A 25,050-nucleotide genomic window follows, 5' to 3' on the forward strand; every position below is an offset into this window, starting at 1 on the left:
CGGTCTCAGCCCGCGCCAAGATCGCCGGTGGTGCGCACCACCGTCATCGTCGGCAACAGGCTGGAGATCAGCCGGTTCCAGCGATAGACCGGCGCCGAGGTGACATAGATCACGTCTTGCGGCAGCACCACGAAGCGGGTGCCGATCAGATAGGCGGTCGGGTTCGAGGCGTCGAGCTGATAGACGGTGATCCCCATCGGCGTGTCGCGGAAGACGAAGATGCCGCGGGCATCGGCCTTGTCCTCGCTCAGCCCGCCGACCCGGGTCAGCGCCTGCGTCAGGGTGATGTTTTCCTTGGTCAGGTCGATGGTCGAGGGCTTGACGATCTGGCCCAGCATGAAGGCTTCCTCGGCCTGCTGACGGCCGACGCTGACGACGTCGCCGCTTTGCAGCACCGGGTTGTTCGCGCCCACGCCCTGTTCCAGAAAGGCCTTCATGTCGACGGTATGGCTGCGCCCGCCGCGGCGGATGATCACGCGGCGCGGATCGGCGGATGAGGTCAGCCCGCCCGCCGCGTCGATCGCATCGAGCAGCGTCAACGGCACATCGGTCAACGGCTGGCGGCTGGGGTCGTTCACCTCGCCGGTGACCGAGACCGACTGGCTCTTGTAGCTGGCCACCCGGACCTCGACCTGCGGATCGGGGATGAAGGCGGCAAGGCGCTTTTTCAGATCGTCGCGGATGGTTTCGGGGGTGCGGCCGCGCGCCTGCACCTGCCCGACATAGGGATAGAAGAAGGTGCCATCGGCCTGCACGCGCTGCCCGGCCTGCTCGACCGAGCGCCCCGCCCCCGCCGCCTGGGTCAGCTCCGGATGATCCCAGACCGTGATGTCCAGCACGTCCCCGACGCCGACGCGATAATCCCACCCGCCCGAGGCGAGCGAGCCACGATTGCCCGACAGATCGCGCGGCGTGTTGAAGGCGTCGATATTGTCCGCGGTCAGCTTGACGATGACGACATTCGTCGACATTTCCTCGACCTCGGCCCGGACGGCTTCGGTGCGGACCGGAAAGTCGGTCTTCGTGACATCGCAAGCCCCGAGCAGGAGCGCAGAGACCAGCGCAAGCGACACGATTCGCATGACATCACCTGTTACGCAACCGGGCAGAGCCAGACCTGCATAGCCGATGCGACGCGCGAATCCAACCGTCACGGCCCGCGGCGCCCCGATGGCGCGCGCTGTCGCGGCGGGGAAATCGGCGCGGCCCCCCTTTCGCGCCGACGGGGCGGCAGGCCGCAGGCGGGATCGCCCCGAAGAAGGTCCTGAAAGTCCGCGCAATTGTGGTCATGCGAAGGCTCGACACATGCGCACGGGCTGGCTTAGATACGGCGCGAACAGGATCAAGGAGCATGCGATGGCCCCGAAATTCGGCACAAGCGGCCTGCGCGGTCTGGTGGTCGAGCTGACCCCGGAGCTGATCGGCGCGCATGTCGCGGCCTTTGTCGCTGCCTGTCCGACCGGAACCGGGCTTTTCGTCGGGCAGGATCTGCGCCCCTCCTCGCCGCGGATCGCCGCGGATGTGATCGCCACGGCGCGGGCGGCGGGTCTGGCCGTGACCGATTGCGGCGCGCTGCCGACGCCCGCGCTGGCGCAGGTGGCGATGGCGGCGGGGGCGGCGGCGGTGATGGTGACGGGCAGCCACATTCCCGCCGATCGCAACGGGCTGAAGTTCTACCTGCCCACGGGCGAGATCGCGAAATCCGACGAGGCGGCGATTCTGGCGGCCTTGGGAACGGCGGTTCCGGCCCCTGCCCCCGGCCCGCTGCAGCATTTCCCGGACGCGGCCCGGGCTTATCTCTCGCGGGCGGTGACGGGCTTTGGCGCCGGGGCGCTGGCGGGGCTGCGGCTGGGGCTTTACGAACATTCCTCGGTCGCGCGGGATGTTCTGCACGACATCCTTGCGGCGCTGGGGGCCACGGTGATCCGGCTGGCGCGGTCGGATACGTTCATTCCCGTCGATACCGAGGCGGTCGATCCCGAGACCCGGGCGCAACTGGCCGATTGGTGCGCCGCGCATCGGCTGGATGCGGTGCTGTCCACAGATGGCGACGCCGACCGGCCGATGCTGGCCGATGCGACGGGCAGGGTGATCGCGGGCGACGTGCTGGGGGTGCTCACCGCGCGGCTCTTGGGCGCGAAGGTGATCTGCACCCCGGTCTCGTCGAATTCGATGGTCGAGTTGATGCCGGAGTTTACCACCGTCACCCGCACGAAGATCGGCTCGCCCTTTGTCATCGCGGCGATGGAGGCGGCCCTGGCGCAAGACCCCGCCGCGCAGGTGGTGGGGTTCGAGGCGAATGGCGGGTTCCTGCTCGGCTTTGCCGCTACGGGACCGGCAGGCCCCCTGCCCGCGCTGATGACCCGCGATGCGGTCTTGCCGATGCTGGCGCCGCTTGTGGTGGCAAAACGCGCAGGCCTGGGCTTGGCCGATCTGGTGGCGGCACTACCCGCCCGGGTCACCGCCGCCGACCGGCTGACCGACACGCCGACCGAGGCGAGCGCGGCCTTTCTGGCGCATCTGTCGGGCGATGCCGCGGCAAGGGCGGCCTTTCTGGCGCCCTTTGGCCGGGAGGAATCGCTTGATCGCACCGACGGTCTGCGGATGGGGCTCTCGGGCGGCCGGGTGGTGCATCTGCGCCCCTCCGGCAACGCGCCCGAGTTTCGGATCTATACCGAGGCGGACACCGCCACGGATGCCGAAAATCTGCTCAGGGCGGTGATGGCGGCCGTGGCCGTGAAATCAACCCAAGGTTGAAAATTGCAACTCCGCAGCGATTCTGAAGCCCTCCTCGTGTTACCAAGGGGGCCAGTCGATGATCTATCCGACGATTCTGTGCGGCGGTTCCGGCACCCGCCTTTGGCCGCTGTCACGCAAGAGTTACCCGAAGCAATTCGTGCCGCTTCTGGGGGATCAGACGCTGTTTCAGGCCTCGGCGCTGCGTCTGTGCGGGGCGGAATTTGCCGCGCCGCTGGTGCTGACGAACAGCGATTTCCGCTTCATCGTCACCGAACAACTGGCCAAGATCGGCCTTGATCCGGGCGCGATCCTGATCGAGCCCGAGGGGCGCAACACCGCCCCCGCGGTTCTTGCGGCGGCGCTGCACCTGCTGGCCACCGACCCCGAGGCGGTGCTGCTCGTCGCGCCCTCCGATCACGCCATCCCCGACGCGGCGGCGTTCCGTGCAGCGGTGATGCGGGGCATGGCGGCGGTGGCGGCGGGCCAGATCGTCACCTTCGGCATCACGCCGCAGCACCCCGAAACCGGCTATGGCTATCTGGAACTCTCGGCGCCGCCCGGGGCCGAGGGCGCCCCGGTGGCCCTGACCCGCTTCGTCGAAAAGCCCGATCTCGCCCGGGCCGAGGCGATGCTGGCGGCCGGGAATTTTCTCTGGAATGCCGGGATCTTTTTGTTCCGCGCCGCCGACATGATCGCCGCCTTCGAAGCCCATGCCCCCGAGGTTCTGGCCCCGGTCCGCGCCGCCGTCGATAGTGCCCGCGCCGATCTGGGTTTTCTGCGCCTCGCCCCCGAGCCCTGGGCCAAGGCGCCCGATATCTCGCTCGATTATGCGGTGATGGAGCGGGCGGCGAACCTGGCCGCCGTGCCCTTCAGCGGCGCATGGTCGGACCTTGGCGGCTGGGATGCGGTCTGGGCGGCCCAGACCCAGGACGGCGCGGGGGTTGCGACCTCGGACGGTGCCACCGCGATCGAGTGCCGCGACAGCCTGCTGCGTTCGGAAAGCGAGGGGGTGGAACTGGTCGGCATCGGCCTGAAGAACATCATCGCCGTGGCGATGAGCGATGCGGTTCTGGTCGCCGACATGTCCCGCGCGCAGGACGTGAAAAAGGCGGTCGATGCGCTGAAGGCCCGCAAGGCGGCGCAGGCGGTGCAATTCCCGAAGGATCACCGCCCTTGGGGGTATTTCGAAACCCTGGCGCTGGGGCCGCGGTTTCAGGTCAAGCGCATCGTCGTGCATCCGGGTGTAGGGGGGGGACTACCTTCCGGACAGGAGCGATGGCCCCGCGGCGCAATGGCAAGCGCATTGAAAACGTTGATGTATATGGAGCTTTCAGGCGCGCCGAGGCGGTGCTGATGATTGCAAGTTGGTGTCGAAAATGGCGGGGAAAATCGACATGGGGACCGCAAATCCTGTCGAATGACGCTCGCGAAGGCATCACCCGCGAGCAACAGCTATCACTTTGACAAATAAAGGCGTTCGGACGGTGAAAGCTGACGTGATAGCGCCAAGATGGATGATCGGGTGATCGCAGGGATGAGGCGAAGTGGGAAATCGGTTCCCGCTTTCCAAAAACGCCGAAAGAAGCTTGCAAGCCGTTGATTTATAATAATAATGACTTCTGAAAATGCGTTTTATAAACCGGCAGCAAGTGGGAACCGTGTTTTGCTCTGCAAGTCGTCAGGATGAGGGCTTCCGCGGTAGGTCTTGACGCTCGTTCATGCCGATTGCGATAGTTATGTCTGAGGGTTAGCGTCGTCTGGCACATCTCCAATCAATGGTGCGATCATGAGATACTCAGCGGCTGTTGCACTTCTAGCGTCGGCGCCGACGCTGGCGCATGGGCAGGACGGAAAAGCGCTCTGCGCTGCCGCGGGAGACCTGGCGAAGAATTCCGTCGATGCGACCGTGGAGCAGGCGCACCAGGTCAACTATCTGAGGATTGCGGTCAGCCTGTGGTTTGACGTTCCGGAGTCCCGCAGAGGGGAGCTGCAGGCTTCATCGATAATCTGACGGAGCATCAAAACGCTGAAATTGAACGGACACTCGATGACACCCGGGCGATCGCGTCACTCTGTAACCAGCGGTAGCAGCCCGCTCACGGTGTCCGCCCGAAGTAGACAACCCGGCCGACGACGCGCAGCTGGTCCACGGATTCGGCCCCGAAGGTCTCGACCGGGTAGCCCTCGTCGGTGTTGTCAGAGACGAGTTCGAGGCGGCCGTCGAGGCGCCAGCGGGCGCGTTTGACCAGGAGCCTGTCTGAGACGTTGAAGACGTAGATGCAGCCGTGTTCGACCTCGCGCTGGCTGTGGTCGACGACGAGGAGCGCGCCGTCCGGGATGGTCGGCTTCATCGAGGTTCCACGCGCCCAGATGACCGAGCAATGATCCGGTCTTGCGCCCTGGTTGGAGAGAAAGCGGCGGGTGAAGGCGACGACACCGTCGGCCTGTTCTGAGGCGGGAACAGTGCCCGGCCCGGCCGAGGCATGCACATCGTTGTAAATAGGCAATCTGACAAAATCCGGTTGGTTGAAATCCATGATCGGCGCTGTAGGCCGTTCGTCCCTTCGGCCCCTCTCGGAGATGCCGACGATGACATCACGCAGCCGCTGAGCGGCTCCATTTCTGGAGATGTCGCCTTCTGAGAAGGCGATCTGATCGAGCGTAACGCCCGCCGCTGCCGCGATCTTTGCGGCATTCACAAAGGAGGCAGTGGACGTCTGCGCCGCATACTTCTCCATTGTCCCTTTCGGAATGCCAGTCTTTTCAAACATTTCCTTCACGCCCCCACCGGCAGCAATTGCCGATGCTACCCGAGCGCGCAGCCTCGCCTCCTCCACATTTGGTTGCGAAGGCGGAAGATCATCCAGATTTGGATTTGCCGTCTCCATTTGCGGAGTTATCCCTTGCCTATGTCGGCGGCTCGCGCTTCCGACGATTGCAACAAACGAAACTGAAAAAAGCCGATGCGCCAACATCGACTTTCCCCAGGAGGTTCCCAGATGAGCAAAATCTGGGAAAGCCCAGATCAAGTGCGCCCTTGAGGAGAAATGCATGACCTTGACGGGTCTCGCCATCCTTAGCGACGTGAGCCCGAGCCAGATGCGGTCCGTTTGGTGCCGCCCCACGCGCCCCGCCGAAAAGGCCCTTGCCGACTTCCTCGGCGTGACCCCGGCTGAGCTTTTCCCGACTCGTTATCCTCATCGGAAATCCTCGCTTCTTTCTGCCGAGAATGAAGCCCTGATCGCAAGGAAAAAAGCGCAGCAGCTTTCGGACAAAGGAGCGGCCGCATGAGCCCGGTTTTGTCCAAACCCACGCCCGTTCTTGACGGGTCCGCGGCCGGTTTCCGGCGCGCGGCCGGTGATCTTGGTGAGGCGATCGCCGTTCTGTCGGGTGGCTTGCCGCCCGATCAGTGGACGCGGTCGCGCCTTGCCCAGGCGCTGCGCGAGATCCAGTCGTTCCTGGTGGCGGAAGCGCATGAGCAGGATGGCCGCGCGGCGGTCAGCGAAGATCTGCTGCTGCGCGCCGCCGTGGCGTCGATGATGGCGCATCCGGTGAGCGTGGCGATGCCGGTGACCGTGATGGCGGAGGCCGGTCATGGGCGGTGATGAACGTTTCGGGCCGATCGAGATGATCGAGGATGTGATCGGCGTGGCGTCGATCATCCTGACGATTTGGGCTGGGTGTTTCCTGGCCGGGGGGCTCGGCGGCATCGGACGCGGGCGGCTCGACAGCAAGATCGCTCGGATCATCACCCATGCGCTGCGTGATGCACGCGATGGTGGCCAGTCGAGAGCGCAAATCGCGCGCGACATGGCCGAGTTTCTTGGCCGCCCGGTGTCGGAGGCGATCCTGAACAAATGGTGCTCCGAGGGATCTGAGGAGCACCGCATCCCGCTCGACGCCTTCATCGCGCTCGTCAAGGTCACTGGAGCGCGGGACCTGCTTGGTTTCGTGCCGGGCGAGTTCGGTCTGACGGTGATCGAGGATGAGTATGCCGCGCTGATCGAAGAGCGGCTGCTCGAAGAGCACATCGAAGAAATGCAGGCACGCCGGGCGGCGCTGGCCGCTCGTCGGAGGGTGAACCGTTGAAAGACCTCGTAACGACTTCCACGACCCAGACCTTCTTCACGGCACGCGAGTTGGCGGAAATCGACAAGAATAAGGGGCTGACCTGCTTTCCGCAGACGAAACGAGGTGTTTGCGACTACGTTTCGCGTGCAGGTTGGGATGACCTTGGCCCAAAGCTGGCCCGCAAGCGCATCGGCAAAGTGGGCGGCGGGATGGAATACCATATCAGCCTGATGCCGGAGCCGCTGCGTCTGGCTTATGAAGGCAGCCTGATCACCGCCGGTCTGAAAGCCCGTCTGGAGGCCGAGCACTCGGCAGATGATCGCCGGATCGCGGCGCTGAAGGCAAGCACGCTGCCCGCCCGCGCCCGCAAGGTGATGGAGGCCCGTGCCGAGATCCTGAAGGCGATCGAGGGCTATGCGATTTCGCAGGGGATGTCGCGTGCCTGGGGCGTGGCGCAGTTTCTTGAGGCGCAAGCCGCGATGGTGTCGCGTCAGGAAATCGAGGCGCGGCGCGATTTCGGGGAAATCCTGACAGAGCGCGAGATCGCCAGCCTGGCGCGGCCGCTGCTGCTGAAGACCGGGTTCATGATCGACCCGGAGCGGATCGTGGTGGCGAATGGAGGTCTTGGCCGACGAGATCGGCAAGGAGGTCGGGGAGTGCAAAACGCGCTTCATTGCGCTGACGCCGAACGGCGTGACGATCGAGCGGCAGACCCAGCTGCTGCAGGTGCTGCGCGCCCGGGCCGGTGTCCTGAAATGATGATCTCGACCGACTTCGGGGTGCACATCAACCCGCAGTTCGTCGCGGCGATGGAGTGGGTCTGCGGACCCACTCCTAATACCAGCGGCTTTCGGGCGCTGCGGGTGACGATGTGCGCGGGTGCCGTGTTTCACATCGAGGCGGCTCCGACGAACTTCGGGGCCGAAGAGATCGAGCTGACGATCCTCAAAGCGCATGCGGGGCTGTCATGAACCTGAACGCCGTGATCAACATCGCCAAGGACAAGCTGAAAATGGCCGAGGACGATTACCGGGCCATGCTGGAGCGCGTGACCGGTCAGGCCTCGCTCAAGCTGATGACAGACCGTCAGAAAACCGCCGTTCTTGACGAGATGAAGCGCATGAGCTTCCAGAAGACCGGCGGAAAGCGCGCCCCCGCCGCCCGCAAGGATGTCCGGTACTGCCATGTCCTGTGGGGCAAGCTGAACAAGGCGGGCGTTGCCAATGTGGCGGGCGCGAAGGGGCTGAACGCCTTCATCCGGTCGCGCTACGGCGCCAGCTGGGGCGCGGTGCCGATCGACATCGACCGGATGACCGATGCCAAGCAGATCAGCACCGTGATCGAGGCCCTGCAGGCCTGGTGCAAACGCCACAACATCCCCACCGAATTGCCCAGAGAGGGAGATCGGAAATGATGACCTTCGTGCTCGACTATCTGCGCGATCATTACTGGCTCACCGTCGCCGCGCCGGGCGCGATGATCGTGGCCACCGCCGTCGTGTTCTGGGGGCTGAAATGTTCGAACTGAAGCCGATTTCCACGGCACCAAAGACCGGCGACAACTGGACCGCCTATGCGTTCTTGGGCTGGTGCTGAGCGAGCCCTCGCGGCCGTCGGTGAGTGTCGCGCGCTGGGTGCTGCAGCTCGATTTCGCCGAGAAGATTGCGGCGATGACGGCCTTCAACAAGCTCGGCTATCCGGTCGGGCTCGATTCCGCGGCCATTCCCGCGGCCGAGATCCGCCGCTTTCAGAACGACCACGGGTTGACCGCGGACGGCAAGATCGGCCGCGCCACCCTGTCCACCCTGCAGCGGCGCATCGATGCCGCCGAGAAGGCCAAGCCCGTCGCCTTGGCGAGCGTCAGCACCACTGCCACCGGCATCACCGCTACGGCCCCGACCGGCACCTCGGACATCACCGACTGGATCGCCGCCCAGCCCTGGGCGATTGGCGTCGCGGCCGGGGCTGTCGGCCTCTGGGGCCTGTGGCTCGCTTGGGCATACCGCGACGTGATCGCCGCAAAATTCCAAGGCCGTGCGCCGCGCCTGGCCGCCGCCCTGAGGAGCCTCTGATGTCCGCCCTTGTTGCCCTGGCCGGATTGGCCGGTCTGAAAGTCGTCGAGAAGATCGTCGCCCGCAAATTCGGCGACGGCGCGGGCCAGCTCGCCGGTGATATCCTGGGCGCGATCGCCGATCAGGTCGGTGTGCCGGTCGATCAGCTTGACCAGGCCGCCGAGGATCAGCCCGGAACTGATCGCGCTCTACGCCTCCGGGCTGGAGCTGCAGAAGGCGCAGCTCGCGGCTGAGGCCTCGGAACCGCTCTGGATGCGCGCCTGGCGCCCGGCCGGAATGTATCTGCTGGCCGCGCTCTGGCTTTGGTCGGTGATCGTGCTGCATGTCGTCAATGCCGCTTTCGGGACCGCGATGCCGCAGATGCCGATCGACCAGTTGCTGACGCTCTCCGGGATCTACATGGGTCTCTACATGGGCGGGCACACGGCCAAGGACATGGTCGCGAAATGGGCGGGGGCGCAGAAATGACCGCGCTGCCCAGCCATCCCGCCGTGCCGCCCTATGTCGCCGAGTCGATAGAGCGCGCCCACAAGCGCATCGATGGCCACGAAGAGCGGATCCGCAAGATCGAGATCGATGGGGCGACCATGGCCGAATGGCGCAAGGGCACCACGGACGCGCTCGAGTCGATCCACTCCGGGATCACCTGGCTGACCCGCCTTGTCCTTGGCGGCCTTCTTGCCGCCGCCATCACGTTTGTCATCTCGGGAGGCCTCAATGGCGCGTAATAACGAGGATGTGCGCCGCAAGGCCCGGTCCGACTATGTCTTTCGGCGCTTCACCGCCGCCACCATCGCCGCCGCTTACGGGATTTCCGAAGCGACGGTTGGGCGCTGGAAGAAAGCCGCCAAGGAGCAGGGCGACGATTGGGACAAGGCGCGCACCGCCCATGTGATCGCGGGCGAAGGCGTCGAGGCCGTGGTTTCGACCGTGGTCGAAGACTTCATGATGCAGGCGCAGGAGATCCTTGAGGAGATCAAGTCCGGCGAGCACTCGACCAAGGAAAAGGTCGCGATGCTAGTCTCGCTCTCGGACGCGATGACGAAGATGGCCGCCAGCGCCAAGAAGTTCGCGCCGAAGATCTCGGAACTGGGCGTGGCGCAGCATGTCATGCGCGAGATGCTGGATTTCGTGCGCGAGAACTTCCCCCACCATTCGGCCGCGATCCTTGAGATCATCGAGCCCTTCAGCGAGCGGCTGGCCGAGATCTACACGTCATGACCCGGCGGCCGCAGCTGAAGGCCGCTGTCAGCAAGAAGGACTTCCGCGACACCATCGCGGAAATGGCGAGCGAATTTGCCCGTCACATCGAACTGAGCGTCGAGGCTTTCGCGCCCGATCTGGCCGCCAAGAAAGAGCGTCTGCGTCGGGTTGCCGAGGCGGACGGCTTCCAGTTCTTCATGGAAACCTATCTGCCGCACTATGTCCGCGGCGAGCATAGCCTGTTTCACCAGCACATCTTCGCCCGGGTGCCGGAGATCCTCGCCTCGGAAAAGGGCGTGCGGGATCTCTTCGTCGCGCCCCGCGGGGCCTCGAAATCGACCCACCTGTCGTTGGGCTTTGCGCTTTATTGCATCATGCGCGGGCTCAAGCGCTACATCATCGTGGTCTGCGACGTCTATGAGCAGGCAGCGCTGCTGATCGAGGCGATCAAGGCCGAGCTGACGACGAACGTCCGGCTGCAGAACGACTTTCCTGACGCTTTCGGCCAGGGGCGGTTGTGGCGCGAGGGCGAGATCGTCACGCGCAACAACATCCGCGCCGAGGGACTGGGCGCCGCGAAGAAGATCCGCGGCCGCCGTCATGGACCCTATCGGCCCGATCTGCTGTTCCTTGACGACATCGAGAACGATGAGCTGGTCCGCAGCCCCGAGCAGCGCACCAGCCCGATGATCCTGATCGACAAGATCGACAAATTCAGCGGCAAGGCGGGGAGTGGCGGAGATCCCCGCGCGGCTCTCCTGCCGCTTTTGCAGCGATCGACCGCGGCCAGTTTCGTCTGTCCCTATCTGCAGGCGCCCATTGATCTGAGCCGCGTCAGCTGGATTTTGTGCGCAAACACCCTCGACGGCCTCAGCCGCCCGCTGCTTGATCGCTCGCCGTCGTCGAAGTCGCCGCCCCTCGCCCTGCCCGAACCGCCCCCTGCCGAGGCCCGCGGTCGGCGCAAGGCGGCGCGCGTCGGAGGGGCGGTCATGGCTAGGCCCGCCCTGCAACTGCTTTATGCCAGCGACCGCACCGCGGCGCGGTTGCTCGATCTGAAACTGGCCGAGTTTCGCGATCTTGTCGCCGCGGGCGCCCTCCCCCGCCGACCCGGATCGGCGCATTGGAGCGGTGGAGCGTCGAGGATCTCGATGCGATCCTGCGCGGCCGGGCGTTTCGGCCGCAAGACGACTTCACCCTGTGACCGCCACTTTCCCCGGGGAGCGGCGCGCGGGTGAAATGTCAGGCCTTGGTCTCGGCCGCGGCGATGCGCCAGGCTTGGCTTTGCCCCCCGGTCCAGAAATCCAGCCCGGCAAAGCGACGAAACAGGTCAGGCGGCAGGCAGGTCGGGCGCGGCTTCGCCTCGACCCGGCCGGTGACCGCATGCAGCCCCCGCGCCATCAGATAGCTGTCGAATTCCTCGGCCTGATAGCTGACATTCTCGAAATCATGCGCGAAGGGGGGCTCGCCCAGAAAGCGATAGATCAGCGTCATCGCATCGGCGGGATGGCGCACCAGCGTGTCATAATCCAGCAGCAGCAGCGCGCCCGCATCGGGGCCGAAAAAGGCCTCCTTGAGCGCGGTATGCGCCCCGCCGATCAGCCGCCCCCGCCCCATCAGCGCATCGGCCCGGGCATAGACCGAGGAACGCTCGGCCTCGGTGCCGAACAGCCGTGGCGTGTCCAGCGCATTGCGCCGCAACAGCTGTTCGATCGAATCCAGCACCCAGGCCGGGTTGCGCACGCAGGCAATCACCCGCGCCCCCGGAAACAGCCGCAGCAGCGCCGGCATCCGCGAGGTCCACATCCGGTTGGTGTCAAACAGCACCTCGGGCGTGGGGCCCTCGAGCCCCTCGACATAGCCGCGAAACACCCCCTGCAGCATCGCGTGTTTCTGCGTCTCGTTCAGGAACGGCGCATATTCGTTGCCCGCCCCCATCGCCGCCAGCGTGGCATTGAAGACACCAAAGACGGGGCTGGACATGCCGGCGCGGAAGCGCGGGTTTTGCGACAGCAGCGCCGCCAGCAGGGTCGAGCCCGACCGCGGCAGGCCGGAAATGAAATGCAGTCTGGTCAAGGTCTCTCCTGCATCGGATTGGTTCCGGCCTGCCCCTGCGCGGCAGGTCAGTTGAAGGCCCAGTCGCCCAGCATGCCCGCGCTGGTCATGCCGGTCAGGGTGATGGTGAAATCCGACGTGCTGTCGCCGTCGTAATCGACCTCCAGCCGCGACCCGTTCCAGCGCACCTCGGTCGTGCCATAGCCGCCAAAGGCCGCATCGCCGATATAATCGACCGCAGAGGCCCCGCCGGTGATCGAGATTCTCGGTCCGCCGATGATTTCGTTGTCAAAACCGAAGCCCGAGATCGTGTCATTGCCGCCGATCGCCGTGGCATCGAAGACGAAGTTGACCGTATAGAGGCTGTAGCCGCCGACCAGCAGGTCGTCACCCGCGCCGCCGTTGAAACTGCCCGAATTGTCGTTGTCGGCATAGATCGTATCGTTGCCAAGGCCGCCATTGACGTCGATCGTGCTCCAACGCTGAGTGATGTCGAACAGATCATCACCGGCGCCGCCATCGAAGACCACGAGGTCACCGCTTACCACACTGCCGGTAAAGCTGTCGGCGCCGCTGTTGCCATTGATCGTCAGAGTACCATTCTCGCGATCGGAAATGTCGACCGAGAGGCTGTTGGTCCCCGCCGCAAGGTTCAGCGTGCTGCAGTTCACCGCGCCAAGGGTCAGCGTTCCGGCCTGGGTCAGCGTCAGCGTGCCCGAGGAGATCTGCGCCGCCAGCGCCACCGCCGAGGCGAGATCGGAGGCGACGTTTTCAAAGCCCTCCAGCACCTCGATCGAGGTCAGGGTGACGCCGCTCAGGTCGATGGTGGCCGAGCCGAAGGCAGAGCCGTCCAGCGTGTCACGGCCTTCGCCGCCGTCGATCACCTCGCCCGCGACCAGATCGCCCGAGGCCAGCACGAAGCGGTCATATCCGGCGCCGCCGGTCAGCGTGTCGGCACCCGCGCCACCGATGAGCGTGTCGTTGAACGACGATCCGGTGATCACGTCGGCACCGCCGTTGCCATCCAGCGTGGCCCCGGGATACGAGGAATATCCGGCCGCCCCCGACGCGACAAAGCCGATCGTGTCATTGCCCGCCCCGCCCTGCACGGTGCCGGTGAAGCCCTGCTCGAAATCGCCATAGGCGCCCATCCCGCCGTCATTCAGCAGGACAGTCGTGGCGGTGTCGGACAGCTGCAGAACGCCCAGCCGCACGACGCTATCTTGCAGATCAAGCGTGCCGCCATTGCTCAGCGTCAGCGTGCCCGAGGTCATCAGCCGCGCAATTCCCCGCGCCGAGGCGACATCGGAGACGACATCCTCGAAACCCTCCAGCACCTCGATCGAGGTCAGGGTGACCCCGGTCATGTCGATGGTGGCTCCCTCGAGCGCCGAGGCGTCCAGCGTGTCGATGTCAGCGCCGCCGTCGATCACCTCGCCTGCGACCAGATCGCCCGAGACCAGCACGAAGCGGTCATATCCGGCGCCGCCGGTCAGCGTGTCGGCCCCCGCGCCACCGATGAGCGTGTCGCGGAACGACGATCCGGTGATCACGTCGGCACCGCCGTTGCCATCCAGCGTGGCCCCGGCATACCCGGAATATCCGGCCGCCCACGACGCAACGAAGCCGATCGTGTCATTGCCAGCCCCGCCCTGCACCGTGCCGGTGAAGCCCTGCTCGAAATTGCCATAGGCGCCCGGCCCGCCGTCATTCAGCAGAAGGTTGGTGGCGGTGTCGGAGAGTTGCAGAACGCCCAGCCGCACGATGCTCTCTTGCAGATCAAGCGTGCCGCCATTGCTCAGCGTCAGCGTGCCAGAGGTCATCAGCCGCGCAATTGCCCGCGCCGAGGCGACATCGGAGATGACATCCTCGAAACCCACCAGCTGCTCGATCGAGGTCAGGGTGACCCCGGTCATGTCGATGGTGGTTCCCTCAAACGCCGAGGCGTCCAGCGTGTCGATGTCGGCGCCGCCGTCGATCACCTCGCCCGCGGCCAGATCGCCCGAGGCCAACACGAAGCGGTCATATCCCGCCCCGCCGGTCAGCGTATCGGCGCCCGCGCCACCGACAAGCACGTCGCTGCGGCCCCCGCCGGTGATCACGTCATTGCCGCCCGCGCCGTCGATCGTCACGCCGGCCTCTGTGGTCTCCCAGCTTGGGACCGCGCCCAGCACCGAGATCGTGTCATGGCCCGCCCCGCCCTGCACGCGGCCATGAAACGCCGGACTGTAGCCGTAGCCGTAGTCGCTTTCGCCGCCGATGGCCGAAATCCGCAAATCGGTCGCGGTGTCGGACAGATGGATGTCCTCGACCGTTTCGATATTGGTGTCGGTCAGATCCACCAGCCCGCCACTGGCCAGGGTCAGCGCGCCCGCCCGCAGCGCCTGCAGCGCATCGGCCTGCGCCGCGGTCAGCCGCACCGCAGCGAAATTCGCCAGCCCCTCGATGCCGCTCAGGGTTGCGCCGCTCAGGTCGATGGTGGCCGAACCGACGCCCGAGACACCAAGGATCCAGTCATCCCCCGCCCCGCCGTCATAGACCTCGCCCGTGCCAAGATCGCCAGCGCCGGTGAGGTAAAAGCGGTCATCGCCCGCCCCGCCGCGCAGCGTATCGACCCCGGCCCCGCCGGTCAGCGTGTCATTGCCGTTGCCGCCGGTGATCAGGTCGTTGCCGCCGCCGCCCTCGATCAAAACCCCGGCGTAAGCGGCATCGCCGTCGATGACGGTGATCGTGTCATGGCCGGCCCCGCCGATCACGGCGCCATAGAAGTCGCCGGTCAGGCTGCCATTGCCCGCCAGCCGCAGATCGGTGGCGGTGTCCGACAGGCGCAACTGGTCGACCTCGATGGACTGGCCGGTCAGATCGACCACCCCGCCGGTGGTCAGGGTCAGCACCGGAGCCCAGTCAACACCCAAGTTAAAGGCCATCAACTGTCCCGCGGTCATGCGCAGGTTGACGTTGCTTTGCAGCACTTCGATGCCGGTAATGGTATAGTTGGTCAGGGTAATTTCCGAGCTGCCCGACAGCGTCAACCTGTCGAAGTCGGCGCCGCCGTCAAGGATTTCACCGTTGACCAATCCGGCTTGATCGATCTCGAAAACGTCATAGCCCGCGCCGCCGCGCAGCGTGTCAAGCCCTGCCCCACCTTCAAGCACGTCGCCGCCCGCCCCGCCGTCAAGCACGTCATTGCCCGCGCCCCCCAGCAGATAATCCCGATTGCCGCCGCCGGTGATCGTGTCGTTGCCCGCCCCGCCGTCGATCCGGAACGCGCCGGCCCAATCCGTATCGCCCGCCGCGACCACGGTGATGCCGTCATTGCCATCCCCGCCCGCCACCAGGCTGATCGCGCTGTCATCGTTCAGCCGCAGGCTGTTGCCCCCGGCCGCAAGCGTCACGACTCCGGCGATAAGCGGCAGGTCCGACAGGTCAAGCGCCCCGGCATCGGCAATGCTCAGCCCGCCCCAGATGCTGGCACTGCCGCCGCTGAACGCCTCGAGCTGCGCCCGGCTCATCCGCGCGCCGCCCTCGATCCGCAGCATTTCGAAATCGGCAAAGCTCGTGCCCAGCGCCGCCAGATCGACCGCGCCGGTTTCCGGATCGACCTGCTGGATCAGGACCCGGTCATAGCCGCCATTGCCGTCATAGACCTCGCCCGCGGCCAGCTCGTCCGCGGCTTCGACAAGGAAGGTTTCCGCCGCCGCGCCGCCGATCACGCTGTCGGCGCCATGGCCGCCCGAAAGCGTCGTATAGCCCTCGTCCGCGCCGATCAGCGTGTCATTGCCGTCATTGCCCCAGACCGCGATCGCCCCGCCGAGCTCCGCCGCATAGCCGCCCAGCAGGACCACCCGGTCCGCCCCCGCGCCGCCATGCACCTCGCCCGCGAAACCGCCCGCCTCCAGATCGCCCGGCAGGCCGCCCGCCAGCGTCACGCTGTTGCCGCCGTTCGACAGGTAAAGATCGCCCGCCAGCAGGTTGATCCCCGACAGATCGACCGCCCCGGCATCGGCGATGCGGATGCGGTCAATGTCGATTTCCCGGCCGATGGCGCCCAGCTGGGCACAGCTGAAGGTGGCCCCGCCATGGAAGCCCCGCACCGCCTCGATCGCCAGGAACGAGGTGCCGAGCGCGGCAAAATCGACCGCGCGATAGATGCGGTTGCCGGTCAGCACGTCAAAGCCCGCGCCGCCGTCATAGATCTCGCCCGTGGCCAGTTCCGTGATCGCGCGCAGCGCCAGCAGGTCGTTGCCCGCGCCGCCGCGCAGCGTGTCGGCGCCGGTGCCGCCATAAAGCGTGTCGGCGCCGCTGGCCCCGGTCAGCGCGTCATTGCCGCCGCGCCCGTCCAGCAGGCTGCCGCGCAGCGCGTTGGCGCCCGACAGCGTCACCGTGTCGGCCCCCGCCCCGCCCAGCACCGTGCCCGCAAACAGCCCGCCCGCCCGGCCGCGCCCGACCGAAAGCAGCAGCGTGTTGCCGGCATCGGACAGCGCGATCATCTCGGTCAGGACATGCGCGCCCCGCAGATCGACCGTGCCCGCATCCGAAAGCGCCAGCGTGCCGCCCACGTCGATCTCGCCACTCATCCCGTTCAGCTGCGCCGCCCGCAGCGTCAGGCCATCGTCGAAGCCCTCGATCGATTCAACGTTGGTGATGGTCAGCCCGCTCAGATCGGCCGCGCCGACGAAGGCCTGACCCGACAGGATGTCAACGCCCTGCCCGCCGTCGATCACGCCGCCCGCCGCCACCTCGCCCGCGCGCAGGTCGAACAGGTCGGCGCCGCCATTGCCGCGCAGCGTGTCCATCCCGCCCGCGCCGCGCAGCGTATTGGCCCCGGCATTGCCCTCGATCAGGTTGTCAAGCGCATTGCCCGTGCCCGAAAGCGCCGCCGTTCCGGTCAGGATCAGCGTCTCGATCTCGTTGCCCAGCGTAAAGCTGACCGAGGAGGAGACGGTGTCGCTGCCCCCGCGCGCCGCCTCGACCACCCGATCGAGCGTGGAATCAACCAGATACAGATCGTTGCCGGTGCCGCCCGTCAGGATGTCGGCGCCGGTGCCGCCATCAAGCAGGTCGTTGCCCGCCCCCCCGCGCAGCGTGTCGTCACCCGCAAGCCCGCGCAGCGTATCATCGCCCGTCCCGCCGGTCAGCGCATTGTCGCCCGCGGTCCCGGTCAGCACCTTGCCCGCCGCAGCAGCCCGCACAGGCGCCGCCGTTTGCGGGGCGATGCCGGAACCGATGTCCGACAGAAGATCCGCCATCCCGAAAAGGCCATTTGCGCCGGAATGTTTCTTCGAGAAAGTGTTTGTCATTGATGACCCCTGAAACCACACAACTTGAAGGGAACCGGACAGCACCGCCCGTAAGAAATTGGCACCACCCGTAAGAAATTGAGGAAAATAAACCGCGCCGGAAGGCTTTGTGTCAATGGAAAATTAACCAAGACCTTCAAGCTCTGCGGCGGGATGTCGCAGCCCTTCCGGCTGCCCCGCTCCGGTGCCGCCACGGCTTTTGCGGGGCCAGCGCCTGCCCGCCGTTGGAAAGCCCGGGCTTTCGCGTTACCCTCTGCGCATGTCCCGCGCTGATCTTCCCTTCTTCCCGCTGCGCCCGGGCCGCGTCCACGAGGTCTGCGGCCCTTCCGCCGCCGTCTTTGCCGCCTGCGCCGCCGCCAGCCTGCAAGGCCCGGTTCTGTGGCTGCGCGAGGCCTGGCTGGCCGAGACCCTCAACCCCCTGGGGCTTTTGCCCTTTCTCGATCCCGCCCGGCTGCTGCTTGGCCGTCCGCCAAACCAGATCGACAGTCTGGCGCTCGCCGAGGAGGCGCTGAAGGACGGCAGCCTTGCCCTTGTCGTGCTGGAAATCACCCGCCCGCTCGATCTGCGCGAGGGGCGGCGGCTGCAGCTGGCGGCCGGTGCGGGGGACACGACGGGGCTGTGCCTGATCCCCGAAGGCATGGGCTCGAATGCCGCCGAAACCCGCTGGCGGGCGACGCCGATCTTTGATGCGGCGGGGGCGGACTCGACTCCGATGCGGTGGGAAATTATAAAGAACAAAATGGGAACATTGGGCGCGTGGAATGTTTGCTGGGACGCACAGGCGCATCGTCTCGATCTGGTTTCCCCGGCTGGCGACTGACCGGGCCCTGCGCGCCTGCCCGGTCGAGGGCCCCTTCGCGCTGGCGCAACGACTTGGCAGCGCCGAGACGATTTTTTGCCTGAACGCCGAAGCCGAGGCCGCCGGTCTCTCGCGCGGCATGCGGATGGCCGATGCCCGCAGCTTCTGCCCCGGGCTGATCAGCCGCCCCGCCCGCCCCGATCTGGACGCCCGGTTTCTGGCCGGGCTGCGGCGGTGGGCGGAGCGCTATTGCCCTTGGGTCGGGCTTGAGGGGGCCGACGGTCTGGTGCTCGATGTCACCGGCGCAGCGCATCTGTGGGGGGGCGAGGGGCCGATGTGCGCCGACATCCGCGCGCGGCTCGCCCGGGCGGGGATCACGGCGCAGCTGGGCCGCGGGGAAAGCCGCGGCGCCGCCTGGGCGCGGGCGCATTTCGGCGACCCGACGCCCGAGGCGCCCGAACCCGATCTGCTCGCCTTGCCCGTTGCGGCGCTGCGGCTCGACCCCGACACGGTCACCGGGCTGCAACGGCTGGGGCTGCGCCGCATCGGCGATCTGGCCGCCAGCCCGCGCGCGCCGCTCTCCCGCCGCTTCGGCCCCGATCTGCTGACCCGGCTCGATCAGGCGCTGGGCCACAGCCCCGAACCTGTCACCCCCGCGACCGAGCCGCCGCGCTTCGCCACCCGGATGACCCTGCCCGAGCCGATCGGGCTGGAAAGCGACGTGATGGCGGGGCTGACCCGGCTTCTGACGCCGCTTTGCGCCAAGCTTTCCGCGCATCAGGCCGGGGCTAGGCACTTGTTGTTAACCCTGCGCCGCGTCGATCAGGCGAGCCAACAGGTCGAATTGCGTCTGGCCGCGCCGATGCGCGACCCGGCCCGGATCCTGCCGCTTTTTGCCCGCGGTCTGGCACAGGTGGATGCGGGGTTCGGCATCGACCAGTTGCGGCTGGAAGCCACCCGGGTCGAGCCGCTCGCCCCCGCGCAGCTGGGCACGGCCCATGCCGCCAGCCCCGACCGGCTGGCCGATCTCATCACCCGGCTCGGCACGCGGATCGGGCTTGAGAACATCCACCGCTTCCTGCCCGCCGAAAGCCACATCCCCGAACGCGGCTTCCTGATCGCCCCCGCCGCCTTCAGTGCCGCGCAAGGCGGGTTTCACGCCCCCCGCCCGCGCCCCCTGCGCCTCTTTCCACCCGAGCCGATCATGGCAACCGGCGCCACCCCGCCCGCAAGGTTCTGCTGGCGGGCCATGCCCCTCACCACCGCGCGGGCCACCGGACCGGAACGGATCACCCCCGAATGGTGGCTGGAGGATGAGAACTGGCGGCACGGGTTGCGCGACTATTGGCGAGTGGAGACCGCCGAGGGCCGCCGGCTCTGGCTGTTCTTCACGCCGCAAAACCCCGGCTGGTTCGTGCAGGGGGAATTCGCATGAGCGTTTTTCCTGGTCCAAATACGCAAAATCCCGCCGCTTATGCAGAGCTTTGCGTGACCTCGAATTTCACCTTCCTCACTGGCGCCTCGCATCCCGAGGAACTGGTGGCCCGCGCGGCGGAACTCGGGCTGGCGGCCATCGCGATCACCGATCGCAATTCGCTGGCCGGGGTGGTGCGGGCCTTCTCGGCGCTGAAGACCCTGCGTCAGGAAACCGAGGCGCTGCGCATCCGCTCGGCCACCCGAACCGATCCCTCCTCGCGCCAGAGCCTCGACCCGGCCCAGCCGCTGCCCCGGCCCGCGGCGCCGGATCTGCCGCGGCTGATCATCGGCACGCGGCTTGCCTTGCGCGATTGCGCGACGGAATTTCTGGCCCTGCCCACCGACCGCCCGGCCTACGAGCGGCTCTCGCAACTGCTGACCCTTGGCAAGCGGCGGGCGGGCAAGGGCGACTGCGCCCTGAGCCTCGACGATCTGGCCGCGGGCGGGGCCGGGCTGATCCTGATCGCGCTGCCGCCGCCCGATCTGGCCAGCGCACTGCCCCCCCTGCAAAAGCTGCACCGGCAATTCCCCGGCCATGTCTTTCTGGGAGCCGCGCCACGCTATGACGGCACCGATCAGGCCTGGTTTCGCGGCTGTGCCGATCTGGCCTTGCGGGCCTCGACGCCGATGGTGGCGGTGGGCGATGTGCTGATGCACCGCGCCGCCCGCCGCCCCTTGGCCGATGTGCTGACCTGCCTGCGCGAGGGGGTGACCATCGACGCCATCGGCACCCGCGCCCTGCCCAATGCCGAGCGCCGCCTGAAAGGCGCGGCCGAGATGGCGCGACTGTTCCGCCACCACCCCGCCGCGATCCGCCGCACGCTGGAGATTGCCGCGCGTTGTGCCTTTGACCTTGCGGAACTCAGCTACGATTACCCCGGCGAAGACGACACGGAACCGCCGCAGGCCCGGCTGGAACGGCTGGCCCGCGACGGGCTGGCGCGGCGCTATCCGCAAGGCGCGTCCGAGCGGGTGCATCAGCTGATGGCCAAGGAACTCGCGCTGGTCGCGGACCTCGGCTATGCGCCCTATTTCCTGACCGTGCAGGACATCGTGCAATTCGCCCGCTCGCGCGGCATCCTGTGTCAGGGTCGCGGCTCGGCGGCGAATTCGATCCTGTGCTATCTGCTTGGGATCACGGATGTTTCCCCCGACATGATCGGCATGGTGTTTGAACGCTTCATCTCGCGCCATCGCGGCGAGCCGCCCGATATCGACGTCGATTTCGAACATGAACGGCGCGAAGAGGTGATCCAGTGGATCTACGAGAAATACGGCCGCGACCGCGCCGGGCTCTGCGCCACGGTGATCCATTTCCGCACCCGCGCCGCGATCCGCGAGGTGGGCAAGGTGATGGGGCTGTCGGCCGATGTGACGGCGGCGCTTTCGGGGCAGATCTGGGGCCTGTCGAACCGGGGCGCCGATCCGGCGCGGCTGCGCGAGATCGGCCTGAACCCCGAGGACCGGCGGCTTTCGCTGACGATCCGGCTGATTTCGGAAATCATCGGTTTTCCCCGCCATCTGAGCCAGCATGTCGGCGGTTTCGTCATTACCCGCGGGCGGCTCGATGCGCTCTGCCCGATCGAAAACGCCGCGATGGAAGGGCGCACTTGCATCGAATGGGACAAGGATGACATTGACGCCTTGGGCATCCTCAAGGTCGATGTGCTCAGCCTGGGCATGCTGACCTGCCTGCGCAAAAGCTTCGATCTGCTGGCCGCGCACAAGGGGCTGCGGCTGGATCTGGCCAAGGTGCCGCAGGAAGACCCGGCCACCTATGCGATGCTGACACGCGCCGATGCGGTGGGGGTGTTTCAGGTCGAAAGCCGGGCGCAGATGAATTTCCTGCCGCGGATGAAACCGGCCACTTTCTACGATCTGGTGATCGAGGTGGCGATCGTCCGCCCCGGCCCGATTCAGGGCGGCATGGTCAAGCCCTACATCCGCCGCCGTCAGGGGCTGGAGGCGCCCGAGCCCTTTGGCCCCGCCTTGGCCGCCGTCACCGCGAAAACGCTGGGTGTGCCGCTGTTTCAGGAACAGGCGATGCAGATTGCCGTCGTCGGCGCGGGCTATTCCGCGGAAGAGGCCGATCAGCTGCGCCGCTCGCTCGCCTCGTTCCGGCGCATGGGCACGATCGGCGCGCATCGCGACCGTTTCGTGCAGGGGATGACGGACCGCGGCTATCCGCTGGCCGTGGCCGAGGCCTGTTTCGCCCAGATCGAGGGCTTTGCCGATTACGGTTTCCCCGAAAGCCATGCCGCGGCCTTCGCGATGCTGACCTATGTCTCGTCCTGGCTGAAATGCCACCACCCCGAGATCTTCGCCTGCGCTTTGCTCAATTCCCAGCCGATGGGGTTTTACGCCCCGGCGCAGATCGTGCGGGACGTGCGCGAGCATGGGGTGGAGGTGCGGCCGATTTGCGTGAACCGCTCGGACTGGGATAACCGGCTGGAACGGCGGGCCGATGGGCGGCTGGCGCTGCGGCTGGGCTTTCGGCAGATCAAGGGCTTTCGCGCCGAGGATGCAGGCTGGATCGTCGCCGCCCGCGGCAATGGCTACCCGGATGTCGAAAGCCTGTGGCTGCGCGCGGGGCTCTTGCCCGCCGTTCTGGAACGTCTGGCCGAGGCGGATGCCTTCGCCGGTCTTGGCCTGACGCGGCGCGATGCGCTTTGGGCGGTGCGCGCGATCCGGGCGCCGAAGCCCCTGCCCCTCTTCGCCAATCCGCTGGATGGCGAGGGCGGGATCGAGCCCGCCGTGACCCTGCCGCCGATGCATCTGGGCGAGGAGGTGGTCGAGGATTACATCGCCCTGCGCCTGACCCTGCGCGCCCATCCGATGGAGCTGTTGCGCCCCGGCCTGCCCGGCTTGACCTGCCACGACCGGCTGGTGACGGCGCCGCTCGGGCGCACCTCCGTTTGCGGCCTGGTGATCACCCGACAGCGCCCCGGCACCGCCTCTGGCGTCATCTTCCTGACCCTGGAAGACGAAACCGGCGTCGCGAATATCGTTGTCTGGCCCAAGGTTTACGAGCGTTTCCGCCGCGCCGTGATGGGCGGGCGGCTCTTGCGCGTCACCGGGCGGCTCGAACGCGAGGGGATCGTGGTGCATCTGATCGCCGAGCGGATCGAGGATCTGTCGTCCCGGCTTTCGGACCTTGGCCACCCGCTCGATGGCGCCATCGGCCAGACCCGCCCCGAGGCCGACGATGCCCCCCGCACGCCCGCGCGTCCCGCCCGCCAGCCGCCCCGCGCGCAGCATCCGCGCGAACAGGCCAAGCGGCTTTTTCCCAGCCGGGATTTCCATTGAACCCCGCGGGCCAAGGGTGTCACGACGCGCCGGGCGCATTGCATTGCGGCCATGCCGCCCTTGGTCTAGGCTCTTCGCATATTGCAGTCTTCGGGCGCGGCCATGGATTTGACATTGAGGATATCGGACCCGGGTCACCGGGTGTCACGCGGGCGGTCGGGGAGGACCCCGAGGCTGGCAGCAAATGGGTAAGCCCGTGGCAGGGGCCGGGTCCGACTTGACCGCCAGTTTTCAGCGGCTGCAATCGGTGCTCCTTGCGCCATGGCGGGAACGGAACGACGCCTTTTGCGCCGCCTTCCCCGATCCCTTGCCGCTGATCGAGACATGCCGGGCGGATGGAACGGTGGCCAAGGCGCTTGTCGCCCTGCATGCCGAGGAGGTGCCCGCCCTCATCACCGCGCTGCTTGAGCCGGGCCAGGGTTGGCTGGCGCCAGCCTGTCCCCGTGATTGGCCTGTCCGGCTGTCGACCCTCGGCGCTGAAGACCTGACGGAGGCGCGCAAGACACCCGGCGAACGGGCGACATGGGGCAGCGAAAAGGACATCTGGCGCAAGCTGCTCGACCGGCTCGAGCATCTGAAATCCGCCGATCTGGAGGGCGTGACCGGCTGGGTCTGGCAGGGCACGCGGCCCTATCCGCTTTTCACCGGCGGTCTGCGCTATTTCGTGCGCGAAAGCGAATATCTGATCCGCGATGGCGACCTTTGGGTGGATCTGCCGCTGCGCGGCGCCGCCAAACACGGTGCCTATCACAGCGGCTTTGCCTTCACGCCGCCCGACCGTCTAGCGCTGACCCATCCCACCGGCTGCATGCAGGCTTTCGACGTTCAAGACGGGTTTCTCGGCCCCGCGGATTTCGTCTGGCTGCGCGCGCTGCGCACCGCCGCCGATGCCGCAGCGGCGTTTGAAGGGGTTCGGGAAAACGACCTTGGCCCCGAAGCGGCCTTTGTCGATCTGCCGGGGCACAGATGGCCCTTGATCACGCGCAGCCATATCTATGGCAGGGGGTCGCAGCCGGGCACCCTTGCCCGCCTGACGCCCGCGGGCCTGTCGCTCTTGCCCAACAACGCCATGTGCGATCCGGGGGCGGCGCAGGTGATTTCGCTGCTGGCGCAGGAGGAGGCGGCCTTCACCGGCCCCTGGCGCGCGGCGCGGGATGGGGTTGACCGTTTCGGCCCCGAGGTGGATGAGGTCAAGGCTCACTGGTGGGGCTTTGGCCTGCAGGACCGCGACAGCCCCGGCCGCTGGTGGATCTTGCCGCGCGGCACCGGCCGGTTTGCGCCCCGGCCACTGGACGGAATGCCAAAGATCGGGCCGCTCTCGGAACTCCTGATCGGCTCCGGGGCGGGCATGTTCGGCGCGCTCGACATTCACACCGGCGCAGAGGTGATCCCCTTCGTCCATCCCGAATGGCACGAACTGATGTTCTCGCCCGAACATGCCGTTGTTTTCGTTGATGCTGACGGGCGTTTCAGCGCCTATGACGAATACGGCGCGCGGCTTGTCGGGCCGCTTGGGCTCTTCGAAATTGACAAGACGCTTTGGCCGTCATGGCGCCGCCCCTTCGGGCCCGAGGGCAAGAGCGATGACGAAAAGCGCCTGCTCTATATCCGTCACGACCTGGGGGAAATGGTGCGCAGCGCGCGTCGGCTCAGACGGTTCGGCGATCTCGATCCCCTGGCGCCGACGCTGGCCGCCTATGCCGGGCGTCTGACCGAAGGCCGCAAGGACGCCGATCTGTGCGGGCTCTGGCGGGCCTCGGTCGAAGTGGCGTCGGACATCGAGGCCTGTGGCACGATCCTGCTGCAAGGCCAGCGCGGCCGCATCGGCTTCGGCGATGCGGCCCCCTATGGCGGATCCTCGATGTTCAACTGGCTGGAGGAACTGCCGGTGGAAGGGCTGATCGCGGGCAGGTCCGGCGCGGTCATCGGCGTGCCCTTTGCGGCGCTGCGGATCGTCCGGGGCAGATAGTGCGCCCGGCAAGCCCCGCCGCAGCGCCCGTGCGATCATGCCGCAGTTCTGCGGCGATTTGCCA

Annotated in this window: 21 protein-coding genes; 17 read left to right on the forward strand and 4 right to left on the reverse strand. The window is 66.9% G+C overall.

Annotated elements, in window-relative coordinates; all coding sequences use genetic code 11:
* Positions 1–5 precede the first annotated feature (5 nt).
* Positions 6–1,082, reverse strand: a complete 1,077-nt coding sequence (locus ACTTAG_RS10415) for a polysaccharide export protein (protein ID WP_444462261.1) — start codon at positions 1,080–1,082, stop codon at positions 6–8.
* A gap of 274 nt (positions 1,083–1,356) precedes the next feature.
* On the opposite strand from ACTTAG_RS10415, the gene ACTTAG_RS10420 reads away from it, so the two are divergent.
* Together ACTTAG_RS10420 and ACTTAG_RS10425 are read left to right on the forward strand one after the other, a co-directional pair.
* Positions 1,357–2,757 (forward strand): phosphomannomutase, encoded by a 1,401-nt coding sequence (locus tag ACTTAG_RS10420; protein ID WP_444462262.1) that lies wholly within the window; start codon positions 1,357–1,359, stop codon positions 2,755–2,757.
* A 58-nt stretch (positions 2,758–2,815) separates the two neighbouring features.
* Positions 2,816–4,093 carry a mannose-1-phosphate guanylyltransferase/mannose-6-phosphate isomerase gene (locus ACTTAG_RS10425; protein ID WP_444462263.1) on the forward strand — a complete coding sequence of 426 codons (1,278 nt, stop codon included), beginning with the start codon at positions 2,816–2,818 and terminating at the stop codon, positions 4,091–4,093.
* A gap of 742 nt (positions 4,094–4,835) precedes the next feature.
* Here ACTTAG_RS10425 and ACTTAG_RS10430 read toward each other — a convergent pair.
* Positions 4,836–5,627 carry a S24 family peptidase gene (locus tag ACTTAG_RS10430; RefSeq protein WP_444462264.1) on the reverse strand — a complete coding sequence of 264 codons (792 nt, stop codon included), beginning with the start codon at positions 5,625–5,627 and terminating at the stop codon, positions 4,836–4,838.
* A 163-nt stretch (positions 5,628–5,790) separates the two neighbouring features.
* Here ACTTAG_RS10430 and ACTTAG_RS10435 point away from each other — a divergent pair, with 163 nt between their 5' ends.
* The 11 genes from ACTTAG_RS10435 (at position 5,791) to ACTTAG_RS10485 (ending at position 11,319) form a co-directional block, all read left to right on the forward strand.
* Positions 5,791–6,030, forward strand: coding sequence for a helix-turn-helix domain-containing protein (locus ACTTAG_RS10435; RefSeq protein ID WP_444462265.1), 240 nt, complete (start codon positions 5,791–5,793; stop codon positions 6,028–6,030).
* On the forward strand, positions 6,027–6,344 hold the full coding sequence (locus ACTTAG_RS10440) for a hypothetical protein (protein WP_444462266.1): 318 nt from the start codon (positions 6,027–6,029) through the stop codon (positions 6,342–6,344). The genes ACTTAG_RS10435 and ACTTAG_RS10440 overlap by 4 nt, the downstream gene beginning before the upstream one ends.
* Positions 6,334–6,828 carry a hypothetical protein gene (locus tag ACTTAG_RS10445; RefSeq protein WP_444462267.1) on the forward strand — a complete coding sequence of 165 codons (495 nt, stop codon included), beginning with the start codon at positions 6,334–6,336 and terminating at the stop codon, positions 6,826–6,828. The genes ACTTAG_RS10440 and ACTTAG_RS10445 overlap by 11 nt, the downstream gene beginning before the upstream one ends.
* A complete protein-coding gene (locus ACTTAG_RS10450) occupies positions 6,825–7,781 on the forward strand; it encodes a DNA-binding protein (RefSeq protein WP_444462268.1) in 957 nt (318 codons plus the stop codon). Before ACTTAG_RS10445 ends, ACTTAG_RS10450 begins: the two co-directional genes overlap by 4 nt.
* Positions 7,778–8,224, forward strand: coding sequence for a phage protein GemA/Gp16 family protein (locus ACTTAG_RS10455; RefSeq protein ID WP_444462269.1), 447 nt, complete (start codon positions 7,778–7,780; stop codon positions 8,222–8,224). Before ACTTAG_RS10450 ends, ACTTAG_RS10455 begins: the two co-directional genes overlap by 4 nt.
* A gap of 219 nt (positions 8,225–8,443) precedes the next feature.
* Positions 8,444–8,881: a peptidoglycan-binding protein gene (locus tag ACTTAG_RS10460; protein ID WP_444462270.1), complete on the forward strand. Its 438-nt coding sequence runs from the start codon at positions 8,444–8,446 to the stop codon at positions 8,879–8,881.
* Positions 8,881–9,114, forward strand: a complete 234-nt coding sequence (locus ACTTAG_RS10465) for a hypothetical protein (protein WP_444462271.1) — start codon at positions 8,881–8,883, stop codon at positions 9,112–9,114. The genes ACTTAG_RS10460 and ACTTAG_RS10465 overlap by 1 nt, the downstream gene beginning before the upstream one ends.
* A complete protein-coding gene (locus ACTTAG_RS10470; protein WP_444462272.1) occupies positions 9,029–9,349 on the forward strand; it encodes a hypothetical protein in 321 nt (106 codons plus the stop codon). The genes ACTTAG_RS10465 and ACTTAG_RS10470 overlap by 86 nt, the downstream gene beginning before the upstream one ends.
* Positions 9,346–9,609 (forward strand): hemolysin XhlA family protein, encoded by a 264-nt coding sequence (locus tag ACTTAG_RS10475; RefSeq protein WP_444462273.1) that lies wholly within the window; start codon positions 9,346–9,348, stop codon positions 9,607–9,609. The genes ACTTAG_RS10470 and ACTTAG_RS10475 overlap by 4 nt, the downstream gene beginning before the upstream one ends.
* Entirely contained in the window at positions 9,599–10,102 is a 504-nt protein-coding gene (locus tag ACTTAG_RS10480) for a DUF1804 family protein (protein ID WP_444462274.1), read from the forward strand. The genes ACTTAG_RS10475 and ACTTAG_RS10480 overlap by 11 nt, the downstream gene beginning before the upstream one ends.
* Positions 10,099–11,319: a hypothetical protein gene (locus ACTTAG_RS10485; protein WP_444462275.1), complete on the forward strand. Its 1,221-nt coding sequence runs from the start codon at positions 10,099–10,101 to the stop codon at positions 11,317–11,319. Before ACTTAG_RS10480 ends, ACTTAG_RS10485 begins: the two co-directional genes overlap by 4 nt.
* Positions 11,320–11,323: 4 nt before the next feature.
* On the opposite strand, the gene ACTTAG_RS10490 is transcribed toward ACTTAG_RS10485, so the two are convergent.
* Together ACTTAG_RS10490 and ACTTAG_RS10495 are read right to left on the reverse strand one after the other, a co-directional pair.
* Complete coding sequence (locus tag ACTTAG_RS10490; RefSeq protein ID WP_444462276.1) at positions 11,324–12,157, reverse strand: sulfotransferase family protein; 834 nt, start codon at positions 12,155–12,157, stop codon at positions 11,324–11,326.
* Between the two features lie 47 nt (positions 12,158–12,204).
* The gene (locus ACTTAG_RS10495) at positions 12,205–17,436 is read right to left on the reverse strand and encodes a beta strand repeat-containing protein (RefSeq protein WP_444462277.1); all 5,232 of its coding nucleotides are present in this window, start codon (positions 17,434–17,436) and stop codon (positions 12,205–12,207) included.
* A gap of 259 nt (positions 17,437–17,695) precedes the next feature.
* On the opposite strand from ACTTAG_RS10495, the gene ACTTAG_RS10500 reads away from it, so the two are divergent.
* From ACTTAG_RS10500 to ACTTAG_RS10515, 4 genes are all read left to right on the forward strand, one after another.
* Positions 17,696–18,256: an ImuA family protein gene (locus tag ACTTAG_RS10500; RefSeq protein ID WP_444462278.1), complete on the forward strand. Its 561-nt coding sequence runs from the start codon at positions 17,696–17,698 to the stop codon at positions 18,254–18,256.
* Complete coding sequence (locus ACTTAG_RS10505) at positions 18,198–19,670, forward strand: Y-family DNA polymerase (RefSeq protein ID WP_444462279.1); 1,473 nt, start codon at positions 18,198–18,200, stop codon at positions 19,668–19,670. Before ACTTAG_RS10500 ends, ACTTAG_RS10505 begins: the two co-directional genes overlap by 59 nt.
* Positions 19,667–23,017, forward strand: coding sequence for an error-prone DNA polymerase (locus ACTTAG_RS10510; RefSeq protein WP_444462280.1), 3,351 nt, complete (start codon positions 19,667–19,669; stop codon positions 23,015–23,017). The genes ACTTAG_RS10505 and ACTTAG_RS10510 overlap by 4 nt, the downstream gene beginning before the upstream one ends.
* A 217-nt stretch (positions 23,018–23,234) precedes the next feature.
* On the forward strand, positions 23,235–24,986 hold the full coding sequence (locus tag ACTTAG_RS10515) for a hypothetical protein (protein ID WP_444462281.1): 1,752 nt from the start codon (positions 23,235–23,237) through the stop codon (positions 24,984–24,986).
* Positions 24,987–25,050 lie beyond the last annotated feature (64 nt).

This window comes from Rhodobacter capsulatus, from assembly GCF_052363185.1.
Lineage (GTDB): Bacteria > Pseudomonadota > Alphaproteobacteria > Rhodobacterales > Rhodobacteraceae > Rhodobacter > Rhodobacter capsulatus_E.